The sequence below is a fragment of the Burkholderia sp. Bp8963 genome, from assembly GCF_003854275.1.
Taxonomy (GTDB): domain Bacteria; phylum Pseudomonadota; class Gammaproteobacteria; order Burkholderiales; family Burkholderiaceae; genus Burkholderia.
The window spans coordinates 23,109-45,806 of sequence record NZ_QTQP01000031.1 but is presented as its reverse complement, the minus strand read 5'-3'; the positions used below and the strand labels follow the sequence as shown (position 1 = coordinate 45,806).

General features: G+C 63.7%; 23 protein-coding genes. 10 read left to right on the top strand and 13 right to left on the bottom strand.

Annotated features, from left to right (window positions below; all coding sequences use genetic code 11):
- Positions 1–52 precede the first annotated feature (52 nt).
- The 4 genes from DID96_RS24025 to DID96_RS24010 all read right to left on the bottom strand — a co-directional run bounded on the left by DID96_RS24025 (position 53) and on the right by DID96_RS24010 (position 5,803).
- On the bottom strand, positions 53–1,507 hold the full coding sequence (locus tag DID96_RS24025) for a DUF2252 domain-containing protein (RefSeq protein ID WP_124601751.1): 1,455 nt from the start codon (positions 1,505–1,507) through the stop codon (positions 53–55).
- 56 nt (positions 1,508–1,563) lie between these two features.
- Positions 1,564–3,297 (bottom strand): SulP family inorganic anion transporter, encoded by a 1,734-nt coding sequence (locus DID96_RS24020; protein WP_124601750.1) that lies wholly within the window; start codon positions 3,295–3,297, stop codon positions 1,564–1,566.
- Positions 3,294–4,094, bottom strand: coding sequence for an NAD(P)-binding protein (locus DID96_RS24015; protein ID WP_124601749.1), 801 nt, complete (start codon positions 4,092–4,094; stop codon positions 3,294–3,296). The genes DID96_RS24020 and DID96_RS24015 overlap by 4 nt, the downstream gene beginning before the upstream one ends.
- Before the next feature lie 197 nt (positions 4,095–4,291).
- On the bottom strand, positions 4,292–5,803 hold the full coding sequence (locus DID96_RS24010) for a CoA-acylating methylmalonate-semialdehyde dehydrogenase (protein ID WP_124601748.1): 1,512 nt from the start codon (positions 5,801–5,803) through the stop codon (positions 4,292–4,294).
- 108 nt (positions 5,804–5,911) lie between these two features.
- On the opposite strand from DID96_RS24010, the gene DID96_RS24005 reads away from it, so the two are divergent.
- Both DID96_RS24005 and DID96_RS24000 read left to right on the top strand, forming a co-directional pair.
- Entirely contained in the window at positions 5,912–6,865 is a 954-nt protein-coding gene (locus DID96_RS24005; RefSeq protein ID WP_124601747.1) for a LysR family transcriptional regulator, read from the top strand.
- 569 nt (positions 6,866–7,434) lie between these two features.
- Complete coding sequence (locus DID96_RS24000) at positions 7,435–8,595, top strand: porin (RefSeq protein WP_124601746.1); 1,161 nt, start codon at positions 7,435–7,437, stop codon at positions 8,593–8,595.
- Between the two features lie 127 nt (positions 8,596–8,722).
- Here the strand turns inward: DID96_RS24000 and DID96_RS23995 are convergent, their stop codons facing one another.
- Complete coding sequence (locus tag DID96_RS23995) at positions 8,723–9,253, bottom strand: hypothetical protein (protein ID WP_124601745.1); 531 nt, start codon at positions 9,251–9,253, stop codon at positions 8,723–8,725.
- A 331-nt stretch (positions 9,254–9,584) separates the two neighbouring features.
- On the opposite strand from DID96_RS23995, the gene DID96_RS23990 reads away from it, so the two are divergent.
- Positions 9,585–9,920: a hypothetical protein gene (locus DID96_RS23990; RefSeq protein WP_124601744.1), complete on the top strand. Its 336-nt coding sequence runs from the start codon at positions 9,585–9,587 to the stop codon at positions 9,918–9,920.
- Entirely contained in the window at positions 9,917–10,456 is a 540-nt protein-coding gene (locus DID96_RS23985; RefSeq protein WP_124601743.1) for a hypothetical protein, read from the top strand. Before DID96_RS23990 ends, DID96_RS23985 begins: the two co-directional genes overlap by 4 nt.
- Before the next feature lie 178 nt (positions 10,457–10,634).
- Here the strand turns inward: DID96_RS23985 and DID96_RS23980 are convergent, their stop codons facing one another.
- Together DID96_RS23980 and DID96_RS23975 are read right to left on the bottom strand one after the other, a co-directional pair.
- Positions 10,635–11,495: a D-amino-acid transaminase gene (locus DID96_RS23980; protein ID WP_124601742.1), complete on the bottom strand. Its 861-nt coding sequence runs from the start codon at positions 11,493–11,495 to the stop codon at positions 10,635–10,637.
- A gap of 39 nt (positions 11,496–11,534) precedes the next feature.
- Positions 11,535–11,981: a DMT family transporter gene (locus tag DID96_RS23975; protein ID WP_124601741.1), complete on the bottom strand. Its 447-nt coding sequence runs from the start codon at positions 11,979–11,981 to the stop codon at positions 11,535–11,537.
- A 24-nt stretch (positions 11,982–12,005) separates the two neighbouring features.
- On the opposite strand from DID96_RS23975, the gene DID96_RS23970 reads away from it, so the two are divergent.
- The 5 genes from DID96_RS23970 (at position 12,006) to DID96_RS23950 (ending at position 15,743) form a co-directional block, all read left to right on the top strand.
- Positions 12,006–12,995 (top strand): LysR family transcriptional regulator, encoded by a 990-nt coding sequence (locus DID96_RS23970; protein ID WP_409333808.1) that lies wholly within the window; start codon positions 12,006–12,008, stop codon positions 12,993–12,995.
- Positions 12,996–13,360: 365 nt separating this feature from the next.
- A complete protein-coding gene (locus DID96_RS39025; protein WP_124601790.1) occupies positions 13,361–13,564 on the top strand; it encodes a hypothetical protein in 204 nt (67 codons plus the stop codon).
- A 193-nt stretch (positions 13,565–13,757) separates the two neighbouring features.
- Complete coding sequence (locus tag DID96_RS23960) at positions 13,758–14,876, top strand: polyamine ABC transporter substrate-binding protein (RefSeq protein WP_124601740.1); 1,119 nt, start codon at positions 13,758–13,760, stop codon at positions 14,874–14,876.
- 53 nt (positions 14,877–14,929) lie between these two features.
- Entirely contained in the window at positions 14,930–15,256 is a 327-nt protein-coding gene (locus DID96_RS23955; protein WP_124601739.1) for an antibiotic biosynthesis monooxygenase, read from the top strand.
- 94 nt (positions 15,257–15,350) lie between these two features.
- Complete coding sequence (locus DID96_RS23950; RefSeq protein ID WP_124601738.1) at positions 15,351–15,743, top strand: nuclear transport factor 2 family protein; 393 nt, start codon at positions 15,351–15,353, stop codon at positions 15,741–15,743.
- Between the two features lie 90 nt (positions 15,744–15,833).
- Here DID96_RS23950 and DID96_RS23945 read toward each other — a convergent pair whose 3' ends face one another.
- Positions 15,834–16,604: an SDR family NAD(P)-dependent oxidoreductase gene (locus DID96_RS23945; RefSeq protein ID WP_124601737.1), complete on the bottom strand. Its 771-nt coding sequence runs from the start codon at positions 16,602–16,604 to the stop codon at positions 15,834–15,836.
- A gap of 1 nt (position 16,605) precedes the next feature.
- Complete coding sequence (locus DID96_RS23940; RefSeq protein WP_124601736.1) at positions 16,606–18,042, bottom strand: CoA transferase; 1,437 nt, start codon at positions 18,040–18,042, stop codon at positions 16,606–16,608.
- 100 nt (positions 18,043–18,142) lie between these two features.
- Between DID96_RS23940 and DID96_RS23935 the strand changes: the two genes are divergently transcribed.
- Positions 18,143–19,441, top strand: coding sequence for a citrate synthase family protein (locus DID96_RS23935; RefSeq protein ID WP_124601735.1), 1,299 nt, complete (start codon positions 18,143–18,145; stop codon positions 19,439–19,441).
- 20 nt (positions 19,442–19,461) lie between these two features.
- On the opposite strand, the gene DID96_RS23930 is transcribed toward DID96_RS23935, so the two are convergent.
- The 4 genes from DID96_RS23930 to DID96_RS23915 are packed head-to-tail and all read right to left on the bottom strand — an operon-like array spanning position 19,462 to position 22,694.
- On the bottom strand, positions 19,462–19,710 hold the full coding sequence (locus DID96_RS23930; protein ID WP_185732344.1) for an RNA-binding protein: 249 nt from the start codon (positions 19,708–19,710) through the stop codon (positions 19,462–19,464).
- Between the two features lie 60 nt (positions 19,711–19,770).
- Positions 19,771–20,550 carry an enoyl-ACP reductase FabI gene (gene fabI, locus DID96_RS23925; RefSeq protein ID WP_124601733.1) on the bottom strand — a complete coding sequence of 260 codons (780 nt, stop codon included), beginning with the start codon at positions 20,548–20,550 and terminating at the stop codon, positions 19,771–19,773.
- A gap of 12 nt (positions 20,551–20,562) precedes the next feature.
- Positions 20,563–21,741: an acetate/propionate family kinase gene (locus tag DID96_RS23920; protein ID WP_124601732.1), complete on the bottom strand. Its 1,179-nt coding sequence runs from the start codon at positions 21,739–21,741 to the stop codon at positions 20,563–20,565.
- A gap of 11 nt (positions 21,742–21,752) precedes the next feature.
- Complete coding sequence (locus tag DID96_RS23915) at positions 21,753–22,694, bottom strand: phosphate acetyltransferase (protein ID WP_124601731.1); 942 nt, start codon at positions 22,692–22,694, stop codon at positions 21,753–21,755.
- Between the last annotated feature and the right edge of the window lie 4 nt (positions 22,695–22,698).

Here is a 22,698-nt window from a genome sequence, read left to right as displayed (position 1 = left end):
ATCGGTGATGACCGACGGCAGAAGAACGATCACGGCCCGCCCAGCTCGAATCTCACTCACGAATGACCTCGATACGTCCCGCTTTGACCGCTGCTTTCAAAACCGACCAGTCCGCCTCATTTTGTTCTGCGTAAGCGAGTGCGAATCGGACGATCGCTTCGTCGAATGCGTCCGACTTGCCGACATATCCGCTGAGCAATGCGGGATCGCCCGCTTTCGCCATCGAATGAGCCAGCGCATGAGCGCACGAAACCGCATACTCGCCGAGATCTTCAACGTCGAAGGTCGTAAAGTCGAACGCGCCCTTCATGTCGCGCAACTGCCGAACATAGAAGTCGTTGCCCGTGTGGCGCATCTTCGACCATCCGAGAAAAATGTCGCTGGCCGATTGCAGCAGACGCTGCCCGTTCACGACACGCTGGCCGTGATTGGGGTAGCGACTCGGCGGCAGGTAACCCTCGAGCACGGATGCCCGCGCCTCCTTGAGTTGAAGGAACAGTGGGCACTGTCCGTCGGCCATGAATAGCGCCTCGTAACAACGCGTTCCCACCGACCCGATGCCCACGACGCGAATGGCGACGTCCACCAGTTCGTAGCGATCGAACAGTGCGCGCCTGTCATCGGGAAGCGTTAGCCGGTAGTCGGCGAAGAAGCGCCGCACCAGCGCATCGTATTGCTTATGATCGTGCGGGCTCTCCAGCGGGATGTGGTACACGAGAGGCGGTGCGTCCTTGATGCGCAGCTTGCCGTTGACCAGTTCGGTTGCATGAGTCATCACGGAACGTGACGACTGTTGTCTCGCCTTTTCGATCACGGCCAGTTCTTTCCTCCTTTCCTCGATCGAATCGGCAATGGCCAGCATGCTCGCCGCCTTGAACTGGCAGTACCAGACGTCCAGCGTGTCCATGCTGCTGAACTCGGCGATCCGTTGCCGAAAGGTCTCGCATAGCCGACGCACCACGCCGCGCTGGTCACGCAGCGCGAATCCGCGTTCGCGCGCAGCGATCACGAATGATGTGGCAAGCCTGCGCACATCCCAGTCGAACGGACCAGGCAGCGTTTCGTCGAAATCATTGGGACCGAAGAGTATGCGCCGCTCCGGGCTGGCGAACAGGCCGAAATTGGCGAGATGCGCATCGCCCCCCAATTGCACGATCACGTTCGAATGCGGCAGCTTCGACAGATCGTGCGCCATCAACGGCGCAGCACCGCGATAGAACGCGAACGGCCCCGCAACCATCCGCCCATAGCGGATCGGTATCAGTTCCTTCACCCGGCCCACATTGGAAGCGTCGAGCAGTGCGATGGGATCGCGATCTGCAATCTTGCAGTCCGCCAGGGTCTCGCGCGGCACGTTACTGCGCGCCGCCTTGCCCTGCTTGACGCGCGCCGCCAACGAGCCACGCCCCGCAAACAGCATCGACGGATCTTCCTGCGCCGCCAGAGTCTGGGGATCTGCGCGGTCCGTGGCGGTTTCGGCGCGCTTTGCGGCAGTGGAATCAGGCACGCATCACTCCTTTCTCGATTCATGGTCGAAGCGGACTTCCATCATTTCGCGTTGCTTCATTCCGGCCTGGTGCCCGGCGAAGGTGCGGACGCAGGTGGCGAACGATCGCGTAGCGCTTCAATCGCGGCATCGACTGTCTCAAAGATTTCGCGATGCGTGCCGCCCACACGCAATGCCTTATACCGTTCGATCTCATGCCGCACGCCCGTCGGAAGCGCAACCGCCGCGATGCCCACGCCACGCCTGTCAAGCTCCGCACCCAGTTCGGTCAACTTCTTGCCCGCCGTGTAGTCGATGTTGTTGATCTCCGATGCGTCGATCACCAGCCAGCGCAACGGCACGCTCGCCTCGTTGACGAGTTTCAGCACCTCCTCCGTGAAGCGCCCCGTGTTCGCATAGAACAGGTCCGCCTCGAACCGGTAGACGACGATGCCGGGCGCCGCGAGCAGATTCGGCTCGACACGATGCGGAAACCAGTGGCCGGCGGGGCTGCGCGTCAACACGCGCGTGCGCAGGCGGTAGCTATGCCGCGCATGCGCGATCAGCGACAGCACGACGGCAGCGAGAATGCCATGCATCACATCGACGAATACGACCACGCATGCCGTCAGCAACGCGACGACGAACTCGTCCTTCTGCATGCGAAACAGCTCCCTCATGCCCTTCACGTCGATCAGCTTCACGCCGATCATGAAGACGATGGCCGACAATACGGGGGCAGGCAGAAGACTCAGCGGCTTTGTGAGAAACAGCAGCACCAGCAGCACGATAACCGCCGTCGTCAGATGCGCGACCTGGGTGCGTCCTCCCGCATCGTCGACCATCTCGGTCTTGGTCGGACTGCCGTTCACGACGAAGGTGCCTGTGAACGCCGCTGCTGCGTTTGCGGCAGCAAGCCCGATGATGTCGGCATTGTCGTCGCCCTTCTCGTTGTAGCGGTTTGCATACGCGCGCGCCGTCGCAGCGCTCTGGGCGATGATGACGATGAAGCACGAGGCGGCCGTCACCAGCACCTGGTCGATCGCAGCCATGTGCAACGGCGGCAGGAACAGCGACGGGAGCCCGCCAGGCACTTCACCCGTTACCGCGATGCCATGTCCGGCGAAATTGAACACGCCACTTGCCACGATCGAACCGATCACCGCAATCAGCGCACCCGGAGCGCGTGGCGCAATACGCTTGCCACCGATGATCACGACGAGGACGGCAATCGAAAGCACCGTTGTCGGATAGTTCGCCGCGGCGACGCGCTGCACCACGGATGCGATCTGCATCAATGGGCCATGCCCCTGCTTCTCGAGTCCGATCAGCCCGGCAAGCTCGCCCGCCGCGACCTGGACGCCCACGCCGGTCAGAAATCCGATCAATGCGCTGCGAGAAAGAAAGTCGGCCAGAAACCCCAGACGAAAGATGCGCGCAATCACCAGCATCACGGCAACGGTCAACGCAACGGTACTCGTCAGGCCGATATATTCCTTGCTGCCCAACGCGGCGACGGCCGTCAGCGTACCCGCGAGAATGGCGGCGGTCGCGGAGTCCGCAGCGACGACCAGTTGACGCGACGCACCAAAGACCCCGAACGCCACGAGCGGCAGCAGGATCGTATAAAGCCCCGTGACTGTCGGCGTGCCGGCAATCTTCGTGTACCCCATCACCTCGGGAATACCGAGTGCCGCCAGCGTGATCCCGGCGATGATGTCGTGCGGCAGCTGGGCAGGATTGAAGGGCAACAGCCCCTGCAGGAACGGCAAATGATGCAGATGAGAAGGCGTCGGCGCTGCGGGTTTCATTTCGCTGCCTCCACTGCTGTCGTGAGTGAGCTGATCAGTGCATTGGCGATGAGGTCATCGGCTATGACCACGTTGGATGCGCCTGCGCTCGTGAAGAGCCCTTTTCTCAACGGGTTTTCGCCGGGTACTGAAATCGCGAGCGAATCGTTCAGCGTATGGGCCACCAGCGTGATCGCCAGATTATTGTTGCTGTCGGGTGTCGTCACGACCATGGCCTTGGCGCTGTCCAGCCGCGCATGCTTGAGCACGTCGTCGAACGCGCCAGGCGAGCCGAGCACGACCATGTGGCCGCTATCCGCGGCCCGGTCGGCCTGTTCCTGATCGCCCACGAGGACGAGCACCGTCTCTCCCGCACCTTGCAGGCGGTTCGCAACCAGTTCTCCGAGCGAATGGAATCCGACCACCACGACATGGTTGACGAGTTGTTCGAGCTTGCGTTCCATGAGCCGGTTCTCCCGATAAGCCATCACGTCGTCGCCCGATAGCATGCCGGTGAGCTTCGACACCGCGAATCCGCCGATCAGCAGTGTCGCGACCATGGCCACAAGCATGAAGACCTTCTGAGGCTGATTGAACTCGCTGAAGGCACCGATTGTCGTGACGAGGTTGACCCCATCCCAGAGGGCCGTAAACATTTTGTTGGGGACAGATGTTTTGGACTGGTCGAGGCTGATCAGCCCGGTGACGGCGCAGCCCAGCAGCAGGACGAGAAGGCCGATCGTGTGGCGCGCGCGGCGGCGCCATTCTCGAACACGGATGACCCCGAGACGAGGCTCATCGACACGGAAGATCCACATGGTTACCTCGGATTGTTAGTCTGATCGAGACAACAGCGAACCCAATGCGAAGCCGATACGGTCCCCCCTTTCGCGCCCGTAGTCAATAGTCAAGAGCCCGAAGGGATGTTGAAGAACCATAAGAAAACCGCCGGCGAACCGGCGGCAATCCCGTTACATGAAAACCGTGCCCCGTCCCCGGCAACACGTCTTTTCCATCACTTCGCCGTCGGCATCGCGAACTCGGCGCCCTTCTCGATGCTCTCGGGCCAGCGCTGCATGATCGACTTCTGCTTCGTATAGAAACGCACGCCTTCCTCGCCGTACGCGTGCATGTCGCCGAACAGGCTGCGCTTCCAGCCGCCGAAGCCGTGCCATGCCATCGGCACCGGAATCGGCACGTTGATGCCGACCATCCCCACGTCGATCAGGCGGCCGAATTCGCGCGCCACGTGGCCGTCGCGCGTGAAGCATGCAACGCCGTTGCCGAATTCATGCGCATTGATCAGCTCGACCGCGTCGGCGAAGTCCTTCACGCGCACGCATGCGAGCACCGGGCCGAAGATCTCTTCCTTATAGATGCGCATGTCGGGCGTGACGTGATCGAACAGCGTGCCGCCCGTGAAGAAGCCTTCCTCGCGTCCCGGCACCTTCAGGCCACGGCCGTCCACCACGAGTTGCGCGCCCTCTTCCACGCCGGTCGCGATGTAGCCTTCGATGCGCTCCAGCGCCTGGCGCGTCACGACGGGCCCCATTTCCGCATCGGCTTCCATGCCGTCCTTCACGCGCAGTGCGCGGGCACGCTCGGCGAGGATCGGAACGATCCGGTCGGCGACGTCGCCGACCAGCACCGCAACCGAGATCGCCATGCAGCGCTCGCCGGCCGATCCGTACGCGGCGCCGATCAACGCGTCCACGGCCTGGTCGAGGTCCGCGTCCGGCATCACGACCAGATGGTTCTTCGCGCCGCCGAGCGCCTGCACGCGCTTGCCGTGCCGCGCGCCCGTCTCGTAGATGTAGCTCGCGATCGGCGTCGAGCCGACGAAGCTCACCGCCTTCACGTCGCGATGGGTGATCAGCACATCCACGACGGTCTTGTCGCCCTGCACGACGTTGAACACGCCATTGGGCAGGCCGGCCTGCTTCAGCAGATCCGCGATGAATAGCGCCGCCGACGGATCGCGCTCGCTCGGCTTCAGCACGAACGTATTGCCCGCGGCAATCGCGACCGGGAACATCCAGCACGGCACCATGCACGGGAAATTGAACGGCGTGATGCCCGCGACCACGCCGAGCGGCTGACGCGTCGTCCAGTTGTCCATGCCCGTCGACACCTGCTCCGTATAGTCGCCCTTCAGCAGTTGCGGAATGCCGCACGCGAACTCGATCACGTCGATGCCGCGTGCCACCTCGCCCTGCGCATCGGAGAAAACCTTGCCGTGCTCCGCGGTGATGATCGCAGCGAGCTCGTTGCAATGCCGGTTCATCAGTTCGAGAAAGCGCAGCATCACGCGTGCGCGGCGAATCGGCGGCGTGTTGCTCCAGGCCGGGAACGCCGCCTTCGCGCTCGCGACGGCCGCGTCGACGTCCGCCACCTCGCCGAGCAGCAGCGTGCGCGTCGCTGCGCCCGTCGCCGGATTGAAGATCGGCTGGGTACGCGTACCCGTGCCGTCCGTGCGTTCACCGTGAATGAAATGACCGACGTTCGCGCTGTCCTGGTAAGCCTGCATGTCGTCCTCCTGTTGATGGTTTGCGATGGAGGCAGTGTAGGCAGCGCGCGACGGCCTGCAAAGATGCTATCGTTGAATTCATTGTTTTCAAACGTGAACAATCAGTCTATGGATATCCAGAACGCCGAAAACCTGTGGACGCATCTGCACTGGCTCACGATGCTCGCCGAACAGGGCAGCTACACCGCGACGGCCGCGCGGCTCGGCGTCAGCAAGGCGGCCGTGAGCCAGCGGATCGCGGAACTGGAGCGCGCCGCCGGCATTTCCCTCGTGCAGCGCACGACGCGCAGCGTCCGGCTGACGGAGGCCGGGCAGCAGCTCGTCGAGGATACGCGCAGCCATTACGCGCAGATCGCGGCCAGCTTCGCGAACGTTCGCGAGCTCGCGGGCGTCGTGCGCGGGCAACTGCGCGTCACGGCACCCGTCGCGTTCGCGCGGCAGCAGCTCGTGCCGAAACTGCCCGCGTTCCTGAAGGCCCATCCGGCCGTGCGCGTGCAGCTCGAGGTGTCCGACCGGCTCGTGTCGCTCGCGGCCGAGGGCTTCGATCTCGCGATCCGCCACAGCGCGGAGGCGCCCGACACATGCGTCGCGTGGAAGCTGTGCGAAACGCGTTCGGTGATCGTCGCGACGCGCGCGTACCTGCGCCGGCGCGGCACGCCGGCCAGACCGGAGGATCTCGCCGGCCACGATTGCCTGTCCTATCCGCGCTCGGCCGGCGCAGCGGCGTGGTCGTTCGAGCGCAAGGCGGCGCGCAAGACCCCATCCGGCGCGGCGCAGGAGCGCGTCGTGCTGCCGGTGAACGGTCCGTTTTCCGCGAACAACAGCGAAGCGCTACGCGACGCGGCGCTCGACAGCCTCGGCATCGCGCTGCTGCCCGACTTCACCGCGCAAGCCGCGGTGCAGGCCGGCAAGCTTGTGCAGCTGTTGCCGGACTGGCGCATCACCGGCACGTTTGCCGAGCAGCTCTATGTGCTGAGGCCTTACGCAACGCATGTGCCACGCGCGGTCGGCCTGTTCGTGAGCCATCTGCGCGAGTGCTTCGCGCAAGGGTTTCCGCTTTAGCCTGCGAGTCAGCAAGACCACGCTCGTTGGACGGCGTGAGGGCCGTGATGGGCCTGATCGTCGCCTGCGCACCGTTCACGGGTTCAGGACGGATTTGACGACGCCGGTAAAGGACCGCACAACAAAGAAAAAAGAGCGGCCGAAGCCGCTCAAGCGTGGGTACATCTGCCAACACATAATGTGCGAGACGCACGCGCAAACCATAACAGTTCCACGCTCCATCTCCAAAACTCAATCCATCAACAATTATTTTTGGATATCGGAATAATCGCAACGGGTGGCAGAAAAGACAAAGAAATGTGGCGGAATAGGCCTGAGCGTATTCACGATTTTCTCGTGCCATCCTTCAAAACTCGTAATTAGTCTATTTTCAATGGGGATTGTCATATTGAAAAAGACAATGTGCACCATCCACGTGACGATGCGCACCATCCTCGTGCACCCTTTTGTGCGGAAGGCTGTGTCCTTTTCGACACAAAACAGATTTCCGCTTTTTGCAATGGAAATGTGTCTAGGTAATCTCCCTCAGTTCGCGCAACCACATGCAACTGTGTAAAAAAGGAGATGACATGAAACGCACGACTCTATCGATCCTCTCGCTCGCGTCGTTCGCGGTGGCGGGTATCGCGCACGCCCAGACGAGCGTGACGCTGTACGGCACGATCGATACCTCGCTCACGTACGTGAATCACGCCGACGGCGCGAAGAACCTGTGGGCACTCGGCAACAGCAGCGCGGGCAACCTGTCCGGCAGCCGCTGGGGCATCAAGGGCGCCGAGGATCTCGGCGGCGGCCTGCAAGCAATCTTCCAGTTGGAGAACGGCTTCAATCCGAGCACCGGCGCCCTCGGCCAGGGTAACCGCATGTTCGGGCGGCAAGCCTTCGTCGGCCTCGCCAGCAACCAGTACGGTACGGTTACGCTGGGGCGTCAGTACGATCCGCTGATCGACCTCGTGCAGCCGATCACCGCCGACAACTACTTCGGCAGTGCGTTCGCGACCGCCGGTGATGTCGACAACTACGACAACAGCTTCCGCGTCGACAACGCGGTCAAGTACACATCGCCCGTGTTTGCCGGCCTGCAGTTCGCCGCCATGTACTCGCTTGGCGGCGTGGCGGGCAGCACCGGCTCGAAGCAGTCGTATTCGGCGGCGGTGGCGTACAACAACGGCCCGCTGAGCCTCGCAGGCGGCTACTTCTACGCAGCGAACGCGAACCCGACGGCCGGTGACCGCACGACGTGGTCGAGCACGTCTGACGGCACGTTCAACGGCGCGATCAACACGGGCTACCAGACCGCGCATTCGATCGGTATCGCGCGCGCCGCGGGTCAGTATGTGTTCGGCGCATTCACTGTAGGTGCCGGCTACAGCAATGCGCAATACCGCCGCGATGGCGCTTCGGTGTTTGCGAAGAACGAGCACTACAACACCGCGCAAGGCTTTTTGAACTACCAGGCATCACAGGCGCTGCTGGTGGGTGTCGGCTACAGCTACACGAAGTCGGGCGGGGATAGCGCTGCGGACTACCACCAGGTGTCGCTCGGCGCCGACTATAACCTCTCGAAGCGCACCGACGTCTACATGACGGCCACGTATCAGCACGCGAGCGGGGACACTGCCGACGGCGAAGGCGGCAAGGCGCCGGCACAGGCATCGATCGGTTCGTACGGTTACAACGGCACGAAGTCCCAGACCATGGTGAATCTGGGCCTGCGCCACCGGTTCTGATCGTCTTCTGCCGGCCTCACAGGCAAGACGGCCCGGTTCGCATCGAAGCGAACCGGGCCGTCGTCCGGCAAGTGCCTGCGCGGCGGCTCGATCGAGTCGAACGCCGCGCCGGCAAAATCGCCGCTGCTTACATCGCGCCGCTTTGAGCCGAAGCCGAGCCCTTCACGCCGACCGACGCGCCGCCCTGAACTGCCGCAGCGGTGCCGTCGAGCGCTTCGCCGGCCTTCGCCTTCGCGCCGCCGACCACATCGCCTGCCGTCGACATCGCGCCTTCCGCGTGGTTCTTCGCCGCGCCCGCGACGTGCTTCACGTGCTGCTTCGCCGAATGGACGGCCGACTTCGTCGTGTCCTTCGCGGATTCCGCGGCCGAACCCACCGCGTTCGTCGCGCCGCCGACCACGTTGCCGGCCGCTGCGCCGACACCACCGACCGCCTTGCCGACGCCGTTCACCGCGCCGCCGACGAGATTGCCTGCGCCCGTGCCCGTACCCGCGGCGTTCGCGCCGGCACCTGCCTGCGTGCTGACGCCGAGAACCGGCGTCTGGACGTTGAGACCGGCCGAACCCTGCGCACCCGTCTGGGCCGTCTGCGCAAAAGCAGCCGACGTAGCAAACGCCGTCAGCGCGGCACCGAGCAGCATCGTACGAATCTTGTTCATGGTTTTCTCCCCAAAGACATTGTTGGTACCGGCCGCATCGGCGGCCTGTCGCGTTCCTCGCCGCACCGTGCGGCAGGTGGAGCCACTGTAGCGGGCCTCGCACCGGAAATCCGCGATTCTTGAGGACTGTTACGCTCGTTGCAAATGCTGACGAATGACTCACCTTGTTTAACAGTTGACGCCTTGCATCCGGCGCTCACATGAGCGATGCGAACGCCGGAAACGTGTCTGCCATCGAACTGCAATCAGGCTGTCGTATCGGTCGTCGGCGGATGACGATCGATTTGAATGAAGACAGAATTCGTGTTGCGTCGTCCTGCAGTGACGCTGCATGTCCATCGTCGGACTCACCGCCTATCCTCGCTTTCCCGAGCTTGTGCTGCGGCATGCGAGCTCGGCGATATCCGGAATCGCCGCCCGCCACACTATCCACAATTTCACTGGACAACCGTGTGGAAAACCCGCCGCGTTCCTTGCCGCACAAGGGTCCGATCGCCTTGCTCAAAGAACAGGCAACCGGCCGAAACCATTCATCGAGCTTGCGCGCGAGACCACAGCTGCGCGATTCGAAAGCAGAGGCAGCCCGGAAGCGGTCTCGACAATCCGCCCCATCGCCAGCCATGCCGCCTCGTCTATACTGGATGCCCTTTCCCGGCGTCACGAATGAACGACATGCGCTTGCTCTTGTTCAAGCTGCTGGCTACCGGCGCGATCTGCGCCGGAGCGATCTACCCGCTGCTCGATCCCGAACTGCGCGAGGGCCTGTTCGCGCAGTTGCTAGCCCGAGGCTTGCCGTTGCTGTCACTGCTGGTCGCAGGCTTTCTCTTGGCGGTGGCGCTTTACTGTCGGAGCCTGCAACGCTGCCTGAGCCTGCTCCAGGCGCAGTCCCGCACCGCCGAACCGGGTTCGGTGTGGCTGATGTTCCTCATCCCCTACAACTTCATCGAAGATTTCTTCATCGTCGCCAATGTCTCGAACTCCCTGCGTGCGGAGGCCCGGTACAACCCGCGCCTGCGAGGCCTGGAGAATTTCGGCATGCGCTCCGGGCACGGCTGGTGCGCGGCCCAACTGGTCGCCTTCGTGCCCAACTGGCTTGGCGAACTGGCAACCCTGGTCGCGCTGCTCCTCTGGGCGCTGCACTGGCGCTTCATTATCCGCGTCAACCGGCTCCTTTCACAACGCCAGCCGGCCACGGCACCCTAGCCAGGGCCTCTGGCGCACGCCTGCAAACTCTTGAGGCATTCCTGCTCGCGCAGGACCCTGAGGCCGCGTCCAGGCGCTGTATGACGACATTTGTTTGGCTCGGCCAAACGGCGCCCTCGCTTCTTGACCTACGAGCGATTTCGGGCATTCGCATGTGCGTTCCGCATGTAAACAGACCCTAGCTCGCCCTCGCACGGGAAACGTCGATATAAATCTCCCGCAAGCGTCGAGCCACCGGCCCTACCCGGCCATCGCCAATTGCGTTGCCATCAATCGTAACGACAGACTGCACCAGCACCCCCGCGCTGGTAACGAATACTTCTTTTGCCTCAAGTGCCTCGGCTACGCTGAACAGGCGTTCTTCGATACGAATGTCCCGCTCGGCGGCAAGTTGAACGACTGCCTTGCGCGTGCAGCCCTGCAAGATCGCGCTGAAATTTGGTCGCGTGACCAAAACACCTTCGGTATTCAAAATAAATACCGATGACGACGCACCCTCGGTGATATAGCCATCATCGTCCACCATGATCGCTTCCTGACAGCCGGCCTTGGCGGCCTCCTGCCTGACAAGCACTTGGGCGAGAAGCGAGATGCTCTTGATGTCACGGCGCAACCAGCGGATATCGCGCACTGTCTTCGCTGCGATCCCCGTTCTCGCCTCCCGCGTATCGATCAGTTTCTTCGCCGTCGTGAAAATGATCAGCGACGCCTGTATGCCTTCGGGATAGGCAAAGTTACGCTCAGGCGCGACCCCGCGAGTGACCTGCAGATAAACTGAACCCTCGACCAATGCATTACGAGAGATCGCTTCCTTCATCAGCGCGGCAATGCACTCTGGCGTCTCCGGCAACTCCAGCTCGATTTCACGTGTCGAGCGTTGCAGACGAGCCAGATGGATCTCGCTATCGATGATCTTGCCATCGAGCACGGCGCAAACTTCGTAACTGCCATCCGCAAACAGAAAGCCTCGATCAAAAATTGATACCTGGGCTTCCGCGTATGGAAGAAACGAGCCATTTACATAGGCGATTCCGGTCACTTGCATTTCTCCTTTTCTGCTGCCATTAAATTTAAATGTTTATCGGCGGATGAGAACGCATCCTCCGATCAGAAGCGCTGCCCCGATGAGCCGAGAAAGATCGATCGGTCGTGCGGGGATCCCCAACAATCCGAAATGGTCGATCGCCACCGACGTAAGCATCTGGCCGGTCACGAGCAGGACCATGAACGTCGCAGCCCCGAGCTGTGGAACAAGATAGATGGCAAGCGCGATGAAAATCGCGCCAAACATCCCGCCGCTGTATGCCCACAGTGGAATACGTCCCGCTACAGCCATCGAAGGAACGGGATTGCGCAAGGCCAGCGCCAGCAGCGCCATGCAGGCCACGCCGACGATATAGCTGACGAAGCCCGACCATGCGGCCGAACTCAGTGCCGCACGGAGGTTGGCATTCAACACCTGCTGGACGGTGACGCTGGCCCCGGCCAGAACGGCAAGAATCAGAAAGAAGAGCGCGCTTTGCATTGACGTTTTCGGTTTCCAGAATCAATGCGGAGATTTGACGACACGGCTATCCATGTCGTCAAATGCCGTAAATCACGTTATCCATGCAAATCAGGCATCATGAATCCAGCCCATATCGACCTGTTTCGTGCCGTCATGCGCCACGGTGGAATGACGAGGGCAGCGGAAGCGCTCGGCATGGGCCAGCCCCATGTCAGTCGAGCGATTGCGCAGCTCGAAGCGGATCTTGGCTTTCCACTGTTCATACGTCGGCATGGAGCCGCATTGCCGACAAAAGAGGGCATTGCTTTCTCGCGCGAAGTCGACCGGACCTATGCCGGGCTCGATCAGCTTCGGCACGCTGCGCGCCAGATACGTGAAATAGGAACCGGCTCGTTACGTGTGGCATGCCAGCCATCGTTGGCCTCCAGGCTCGTGCCACGCGCCATCCGGCAATTGGGTTGCGCACATCCCGGCGTGCGCGTCTCGCTTCACGTGCCCAACCCCGACACGATCTGGTCACTGGTTTCGACCGGACAATGCGACCTTGGCCTCGTCCGGCCGCGCTCCGGCTACGCGGGCGTCGCGTGCGAAGCATTCCTCACGGTCGATGCGGTTTGCGCGCTTCCGCGTCGGCACGCATTGGCTCGCAAACGGACGATCAGCGTATCCGATCTTGCGGACGTCCCTTTGATCGCGGGTGCCCCCGGGGCTTTTCAGCAGGCGGTCGACGCGTCATTTGCAAGCGCCGGTATCGAGCCACGCTTTTCCCTGATGGCGCAGTACACGGCAGCGCGGTGCGGCCTGGTGGCGGAAGGGTTGGGCGTCGCGATCGTCGACCCGCTTGCCGCTCGCGAACTGAACGGTTTGCCCGTCGTGCTGCGGCCCTTCCGGCCTCGACTGCCCATCGAGACGGTGCTGATCCGACCGGGCGGCATGCCGCCCGATAGCCTCACGGAACGCTTCATCGACCTTCTGAAAGCCGAGCGCGATGATGTCATGTCATCGTTCGATTCCGGCGCGGACAGCGCGTAAATCGCGTTGAATATTCTCATCACTTTCCGGGCGCATTGATCAGATGGAAACCTTTGCCCGGCATCACCCATTCGCATTCGACTGCGTGACCAATCGAGTGCCGACGCGATTCGCTCACTAGGGAAAATACCGACTCATCCTTACAATAATTTTTTTGATGATGTCAAAAACCTGTATATCCTGACGTTTCAGGCTAACGTAAATCTTTCAATTCGCGTGACGACGCCTTTATTGCTGCGCAGCAATATGCATTTGCCGGATGCAGCCGTCATGTCGAAGATCGAAATGCGTGTCCTGTTCGTATCAACGGGTGTTCAATACTTTCAACAATCCAGTCGAGTGTAATCGTGAAAGTCCGTGGCCCTATGGTGAGGTGGGATCGTGGCGATGCGCGAAGCCTGCGCAGCGCGGCATCCCCTTCCGACGGCAGTTACGGCCGGCATCGTCCTCGCCTGCATCTGTCGATCTACACCATCCTGTCCCGTCGTTCCGTTCGACGTCACAACGCCGTCTCAGCGCGCGCGTTCGTCGCGATCCATACCGACGACGTGGCTTCGCTGCTGCCGTAGCGCCTCGTTTCTCTTTACGGCGTCCCTTTACGGCATCCATTTAGCCGCATCACGTCTGCCGCGCACCGTTTGACCGGTGACCGGTGACGGATTGCGTTCGCGCGTGCATTGCCGCGCACTGCGCCAAATCACGGGCGCGTGGCGGCACATCGAAACCATGCCGCCACCCGCATCCAATACGGAAATTCCCATCATGCGTATTCGAACGCTTCGCCGCGCCATCTCAACCGCCGCATTCGTGTCATTCTCCGGCGCCGCATCCCTCTCCTGCATGCCGGCCCACGCGGCCGGCGAGCTGAACATCTACAACTGGTCCGACTACATCGCGCCGGACACGATCCCGAACTTCCAGAAGCAAACCGGCATCCACGTCCGCTACGACAACTACGACAGCGACGACACGCTGCAGGCGAAACTGATGTCGGGCAATTCGGGCTACGACATCGTCGTGCCGACGTCGAACTACATGGCCAAGCAGATCCAGGCCGACGTATTCCGGAAGCTGGACAAGACGAAGCTGTCGAATCTGTCGAACCTCGATCCGCTGCTGATGAAGATGGTTGCCGACGCCGATCCGGGCAACCAGTACGGCGTGCCGTGGGCATACGGCACCGACGGCATCGGCTACAACGTGCAGGCCGTGAAGAAGGCGCTCGGCGACAAGGCGCCCGTCGACAGCTGGTCGCTGGTCTTCGATCCGGCCAACATGGCGAAGCTGAAGAGCTGCGGCGTGTCGTTCCTCGATCAGGCCGTCGACGTGTTCGCCGCGACGCTGCAATACATGGGCAAGGACCCGAACAGCACGAACCCGGCCGACTATCGCGCCGCGTACGACGTGCTCAAGAAGGTGCGTCCGTACATCACGCAGTTCAACTCGTCGGGCTACATCAACGATCTCGCCAACAACGACCTTTGTGTCGCGTTCGGTTACTCGGGCGACGTCGGCATCGCGCACCGCCGTGCTGCTGAAGCGAAACGCCCGTACGAGGTCCGGTTCGCGAATCCGAAGGAAGGCGGCCTGCTGTGGTTCGACATGATGGTGATCCCGAAGGATGCGCCGAATCAGGACGCCGCGCTGAAGTGGATCAACTACAGCCAGGATCCGAAGGTCAATGCGGCGATCACGAACTCGGTGTTCTATCCGACCGCGAACAAGGCTGCGCGCCAGTATGTGAAACCGGCGATTGCACGCGACCCGGCCGTGTATCCGTCCGACGATGTGCTGAGCAGGATGACTCTGCTGAAACCCGTGTCGCCCGAGATTCGCCGCCTGCAGAACCGCTTGTGGGCGCAACTGAAGACGGGGCGTTGAGCGGCAGCATGCCTTACACTGCGCGTTCTCCCGATCGCTCCAAGGAAAGCCCCGTGTACTCGTCCACCTTCATCTTCAAGGCCGGTCAATACGACGACGAATTCCATCGTCTCGACCAGCAGATCGCCGAAGCGGCACGCGCGATTCCCGGGTATCTCGGCGAGGAAACCTGGGAGAACGCCGGCAGCGGATTGATCCAGAACATCTACTACTGGGAATCCGAGGAAGCGCTGACGCAACTGATCCGGCATCCGTCGCACCTCGACGCGAAATCGAAGCAGGCCCGCTGGCTGGACGGCTACCGGGTCGTCATCGCGAAGGTGATTCGGGAATACGGCGACGGCGGGCTGGCCCGGCAGAATCCGGGCGAGCCCGCCTGATCGGAACGGCAAACACGACCGGCAATTGGACGACATCGGACGAAGCGCAATCGCATGCGGATTGCCGTCACCCGATTCAACACTCGAGAACCCGATGACAAAAACGACCGACGACACGGCCACCGTGGTTCGGGAATTCTGGCGCCTGATGGCAACGAACGATTTCCACGCGGTGAAGGCCGTGCTTGCCGAAGACTTCGTGCTCGAATGGCCGCAGTCGAACGAGCGCATCCGCGGCGGCGACAATTTTGCGCGACTGAACGCCGCGTATCCGGCCGACGGGCCGTGGTCGTTCACGATCAACCGGATCGTCGCCGGCGAACGGGATGCCACGTCGGACGTCTCGGTCACGGACGGCGTCGTCCAGGCTCGGGCCATCACGTTCTTTACCGTTGAAAACCGGACGATCACGAAGATCGTCGAATTCTGGCCCGAACCGTACGACGCGCCGTTCGACCGCTCGCAGTTCGTCGAACGGCTGGACTGATCGACGCAACTCGCCGCACGCGAACCACACGCGAGCTGCAACACCGGTCACGGCACGCCGCCAGCCGATCCGCTCGCCGCACCCGACGCGCTACCGCCCGCGCTCGGCCCCGCCGTTGACCTGCAGGATCTGCGCGGTCACATGCGCGGCGGCGGGCGACGCGAGCCAGCCGATCGTGCCCGCGATATCGTCAGGCGTGCCCGCGCGGCGGTTCATCGCCTCCGCGACCTTGCCGGCCCGCTGATCCGGCGACAGCGCCGTGCCGAAGAACTCGGTGTCCTCGACATAGCCGGGCGCGACCGCGTTGACCGTGATGCCACGCGGCCCAAGGCGCTTCGCGAGATCGTAGCAATACGGATGAAGCGCCGCCTTCGACGCGCCGTAGCATCCGTGCCCCGACCCGCGATACGCGGCAATCGAGCTGATGAACACGATGCGGCCGCCCGGCGCGCGCAGCCGATCGACCAGCGCCTCGGTCAGCAGCACGGCCGACAGAGTATTGAGGCCGAAATTGTCGGACCATCTGCGTGCGACGCCGGCGAGCCCGTCCGCGTTGTGCGCTTCCGGAAACAGCCGCTGCACGTTCCCGCCGGCCGCATTGACGACCACGTCGATCGCGTCGAACCGTTCGACCAGCGACGCACGCACGCGCTCGACCTGGTCGGGCGCGCTCAGATCCGCCGATAGCGCGAGCGCTGCCAGTGCATCCGGATATGCGCGTCCAATCGCGTCCACGGCCTGTGCGAGCACGCTCGCACGCCGCCCGATCACGACCACCTGCGCACGCTGCGCGGCGAAATGCTTTGCAGTGGCGAGACCGATGCCCGTCCCGCCGCCGCTCACGACGACGACTTGCTCCATTTCACTCTCCCGATCGATTGCGTGAAGAAACCTGCCACTGCGCGGCCGACGATCCAAGCGCGCTCGCCGGGCGTTGCCACCACACCGGCGCGCCGTCGATCTGCACCGGCGGCACGAGCCGGTGCGCCGGCCCCCATGAAGTGTGTTCGACGTGCGCGGCAAGGTCGGCGGGCCCGTCCGGCACGAGCGGAGCGCACGCCGTTGCCGGGTACGCAGCGAGCAAGCGCGCCGTCCGCGCGAGCGACGCGCGAGCCACCGATCCGACGCCGTACCGCAGGCGCTCGGTCAACCCGCGGATGACTGCCGCGGCCATCAGGTAGCCCGTTGCGTGGTCAACGGCCTGCACCGGCAACTGCACCGGTTGATCGGTGCCCATCGCGCGCATCCCGAATTCCGCAATGCCCGCGCTCATCTGGACGATGCTGTCGAACCCGCGCCGCCCGGCCCAAGGGCCCTGCCAGCCGTACGCATCGAGCGACACGTCCACGATCGCCGGATTCAACCGTCTTCTCGTCTCCGCGTCGAAACCGAGACGCGCCAGCGCGTCGGAACGATAGCCGTGAACGACGACATCCGCGTCGCGCAGCAAGTGCTCCAGCGTCGCGCGCCCCGCGTCGTCCTTCAGGTCGAGCCGCGCGCAGCGTTTGCCGAGCACGACTTCCGGTATGAGGTTCGGCTCTTCCCAGCCATACGGATCGATCCGCAACACGTCGGCGCCGAGGCCGGCCAGGAAGCGGGTCGCGACGGGCCCCGCGAGTATGCGCGTCAGGTCGAGCACGCGAATGCCGGCGAGCGGCCGATCCGCGTCCGGCTGCCAGCCGCTGTCGACGACGTCCGTGCGCACCGTTCGATACAGCAGCGGCTCGGAGGCGACGGCCTGCCCTTGCGGATGCGCGAACCATTCGTCCATCGTATGCATCGCGGCCGCGCAACCGCCGTGCTCGACGATCGCCGTTTCGAGCGCGCCGGCATCCCAGTGCGTAATCGCGGCCGCGACCGACTGCGCGTCCGCGCGACAGCCGAGCACGCTCAACGCAGCGTCACGATGGTGTGGCGCGTTGGTGTGCAGCCGGATCCAGCGATCCCGCGCGCGATAGTTTCCCGCGATCGGATCCCATTGCGGCGGAAGTGTCCATCCATCCGGGCGCAGCGACGTGCCGAACCAGAGCGACGCCATGCGTCGATCGACACGCACCGCGGGCACGCGCCCCGTTCGCGTAGACAGCAACTCGGCGGCCGCAACGCCCGCGACACTGATCGCGGCGGTCGCGAGGTCAGTCACGCGAAACGCGGAAACGAGATCACCGGAACCGGTCAGTTCGATCGCCCGCAGGTATTGCGGGTCACCGTCCACGGCATGCCAGAATTCCGACAGGATACGGAATACCGCATCGCCGCCATCGGCAAGAATCGTTGGAGTCTGTTCTTCGGCGTACATGATGCCCTCGGGTCGGTTGAGTACGTCAAAGATCGTTTTGCTCGCTTTAGTTGTCAACGTTGATTATCCTGATCAACCCGTCGCTCGATCGGTGCGCACCATGCCGGATTACCTGAACTCGACCGAAGCAGCGGCCCGCCTCGGCGTGTCGCGTCAGACGCTCTATGCGTACGTCAGTCGCGGCCTGCTACGCGCCGAAGGCAGCGGTAACCAGCGCGAGAGCCGGTATCTCGCGAGCGACGTCGAACGTCTCGCCGGGCAGCGTGCGCGCGGCCGCAAGCCGAAGGAAGTCGCGCGGGCGGCGCTCGACTGGGGCACGCCCGTGCTCGAATCGTCGATCACGCTGATCGAAGGCGGCCGGCTGTCCTATCGCGGCGTTGATGCACTGAGCCTCGCCGCGTCCGCGAGCTTCGAAGCGGTCGCCGCGCTGCTGTGGCAATGCGATGAAGCGACCGCTTTCGGCGATTGCGCGCCACCGTCGTCCGCTGCGCTGCCTGCGTTGCTGAAGCGCTATGCAGGCCGACGTGCTGAGGAATCCTTGCTTCCGCTGTTCACCGTCGCTAGCGAAGACGCACCGACGGCCATCTGGCAGCAATCCGCGCAACGGCAGGCGCAGGGCTGCGCGGACCTCGTGCGCATCATGGCCGCGTGCCTGCTCGGCACCCGGCCCGACACGGCGCCGATACACCTGCAATGCGCACGTGCATGGGGCGTCGACCGGCGCGGTGCCGAATTGATCCGGATGGCGCTCGTGCTCTGCGCGGACCACGAACTGAACGCATCGAGCTTCACGGCCCGCTGCATCGCGTCGACGGACGCGAGCCTGCGCGCGGCCGTCATCGGCGGGCTCGCGGGATTGACGGGCGGGCGACATGGCGCGACCACGGCGCGCGGTGAAGCGATGTGGGACGAGCTCGGCGACGACGACATCGAGCGCAGGATGCGCGAGCGCCTGTCGCGCGGCGACGATTTGCCGGGGTTCGGCCACCCGCTCTATCCCGATGGCGACGTGCGGGCCGTCGCGCTACTGTCGCGCGTGCTGCCGAGTCATCCGAAATGGCGGACCCTCGTCGATCTGGGGACGTCGCTCGTCGGGCAGAAACCGTCCGTGGATTTCGCGCTCGTGGCCGTGCGCCGGCATCTGCGGCTTCCGGTGGGCGCCGCGTTCGGGCTGTTCGCGCTCGGCCGCACCGTCGGCTGGATCGCACACGGGCTCGAGCAACGTCAGCATCCGGGGCTGATCCGGCCGCGCGCGATCTATACGGGCGCGAGGCCGGCCGAAACCGATCCGGATACCACCACCGGTTCGGGAACGAACCGGTCGCGACGGAAACGCCCGTCGTCGCAACGCGGGATTCCCAAGGAAGACGTGCTAGCCGCGCTGTTCAAGGCGCGTTAGCACGGCCCTCCACAACAGCCTCATTCGGAAAAAAGCATCACGTGCGCGGTAAGCTCGCACCCTTTCCAGTACAGGTGATGAAAACGGCGCTGCATCTCGGCCAGCAGCACATGTTCCGCGCCGCAGACTTCGAGCAGCACGCTCGGATGTTCGCCCTCGACGTCGATATGCGTGATGCTGGCGAATTCGACCGGCATGTACTTGTTCACGAATTCGCGCAGATCTTCATCGCTCGTATCGGGCGGCAAATTGCCGATCATGAGTCTCATTGCAGTATTCCTTCCAATTGAAACCATGCCCGGCACGCCGGGCATGGTTTGGTCCGACACCTATCCCATGATGCTGACGCCACCGTCGACGAACATCGTGTTGCCGGTAATGCGCCGCGCATACGGCGTTGCCAGATACGCGCACGCGAACCCGACATCCATGATGTCGACCAGCTCGCCGAGCGGCGCACGCTCGACCGCCTCGTTGAGCAGCAGATCGAAATCCTTCAGCCCCGATGCCGCACGCGTCTTGAGCGGCCCCGGCGAGATCGGATGGACGCGAATGCCACGCGGACCGAGTTCGTGCGCCAGATAGCGGCACGTCGCCTCGAGGGCCGCCTTGACCGGCCCCATCAGATCGTAGTTCGGCACGACCCTGGTCGCGCCCAGATAACTCATCGCGAACAGCGTCCCGCCACGATCCATCAACGGCACGGCCAGCCGTGCCATCCGGATGAACGAGTGGCACGACACGTCCATGGCCATGGCGAAGCCTTCTGCCGAGCTGTTGATCAATCCGCCCTGCAGATCCGCCTTCGGAGCGAACGCGATCGAATGCACGGCGACGTCGAGCCGGCCCCAGGTCGCGCGGATTCCGTCGAACAGTGCCTGCAACTCGTCCGGCTTCGACACGTCGAGCGGCATCAGAAGCGCGGCGCCGAGCTCCCGCGCGAGCGGCTCGACGTATGGTTTCGATTTCTCGTTCACGTAGGTAATTGCCAGTTCCGCGCCCAGCTCGCGGAACGCGCGCGCGCATCCATATGCGATCGAATGTTCGTTCGCGATTCCGGCGATCAGCACCTTGCGGCCCGCTAGCGGCGTATTCCGGTTGTCGTCCATTCAAACCTCGAGTCAGGTCTCAAGCAGATCAAGCGTGTGCGACGCGATCATCAACTCTTCGTCGGTCGGAATGACCCAGGCCGACACCGCGCTGCCGGGCGAGCTGATGCGCGGCCCGTGGTGTGCGTTCGCGTCCGGATCGATCGATACGCCGAGCCATGCGGCCGCGCGACAGACGCGTTCGCGTATCGCCGCCGCGTGCTCGCCGATGCCCGCCGTGAACACGATGCTGTCCAGGCCGCCAAGCGCGGCCGCGAGCGACCCGAGCTCGCGCGAAACCCGGTAGCAGAACAGCTCCACCGCCTCCACCGCCGCCGGATCGTCGCTGTCGAGCAGCGTGCGCATGTCGCTGGAAATGCCGGACACGCCGAGCAACCCGGACTGCCGATACAGCAGCGCCTCGATGTCGCGGGCGCCCATATGGTGATGATCCATCAGCCACACGAGCACGCCCGGATCGACGGTTCCCGAGCGTGTGCCCATCGGCAATCCCTCGACGGCCGTGAATCCCATCGTGCTCGCGACGCTCCTGCCGTTCGCCAGCGCCGCCATGCTCGCGCCGTTTCCGAGGTGCATGACCACCGTCTTGCCGCGCGCCGCCCGTTCGTCGTAACGCTCCAATACCGAAGCGATGTACTCGTACGACAAGCCATGAAAGCCGTAGCGCCGCACCCCTTGCCGCGTGATCTCGCGCGGCAGCGCAAATTGCGTCGCGACCGCAGGTTGCCCATGGTGAAACGCCGTGTCGAAACAGGCGATCTGCGGAAGACCCGCCTGCCGCTCGGCGACAAGCTTCAGTGCGGCCAGGTTGTGCGGCTGGTGCAAGGGCGCCAGCGGCACCAGCGTGTCGAGGTTCGCAATGACTTCGTCGTCGACGCGAACCGGATTCGCATACAGGCTCCCGCCGTGCACGATGCGATGGCCGACGCCGATCGGCGTATAGCCGGCGGAATGGCTGCGCAGCCAGTCGAACATGAAACCGATCGCGCCTTCATGGCCGAGCCGCGTATCGCGGGGCCAGCGCTTCTCGTCGAGCGTCTCGCGGTGCGCGTCGCTGACGTGCAGGCGCGGCTCCGTATTGATCTCCTCGAAGTTGCCGTGGCAAACCGGTTCGAGCGCGTGGTCGGCCACCGCGAAGACTGAGAATTTGACGCTCGACGAACCTGCGTTGATGACCAGAATGACGTCCATGGTCCACCCGCTCAGTTGGCGATGACGCGCGACGGCGTGCGCCGCCAAAGCGCGACCATCGCGGCGACCGCGCACGACGCGAGCCGGGCGACCACCGAATCGGCACGGCTCGTGAGGATGACCGGCACGCGCGCGCCGAGCACGATGCCGGCCGCATCCGCGCCCGCGAGAAACGTCAGGCTTTTCGCGAGCATGTTGCCGGCCTCGAGATTCGGCACGACGAGCACGTTCGCGCGCCCCGCGACGGGCGAGTCGATATGCTTGAGCCCTGCGGCAGCGACGTCGATCGCATTGTCGAGCGCGAGCGGACCGTCGAGCGCGCCGCCTTCGATCTGGCGGCGGTCCGCCATCTTGCACAACGCCGCCGCGTCGAGCGTCGACGGCACTTTCGGGTTGACCGTTTCCATCGCGGACAGGATCGCGACCCGCGCAGCGGGAAAGCGCAACGCGTGCGCGAGATCGATCGCGTTCTGCACGATGTCGACCTTTTCTTCGAGCGTGGGTGCGATATTCACCGCGGCGTCCGTGATGATCAGCGGATCGTCGTGGCCCGGCACGTCCATCACGAAGCAGTGGCTGACGCGGCGCGCGGTGCGCAAGCCGGTGTCGCGCGCGACGACGGCGCCCATCAGTTCGTCGGTATGCAGCGAACCTTTCATCAGCGCCTGCGCCCGCCCCTCGTGCACGAGGCGCACCGCGGCGTCGGCGGCCGCATGGCTGTGCGGCGCGTCGACGAGCGGCAGGTTCGAGATGTCGAGCCCGCCTTCGTCCGCGATCGCGCCGATCTTCGCCTGCGGCCCGACCAGAATCGGTGCGATCAGGCCGAGCTGCGCCGCCTCGACCGCGGCGCCGAGCGCGTTGAGATCGCACGGATGCGCGACGGCAGTCGGCGTGGCCGGCAACGTCTTCGCGAACGCGATCAGGCGCTCGTATTTTTCGCGTTTGTGTTCCATCGTA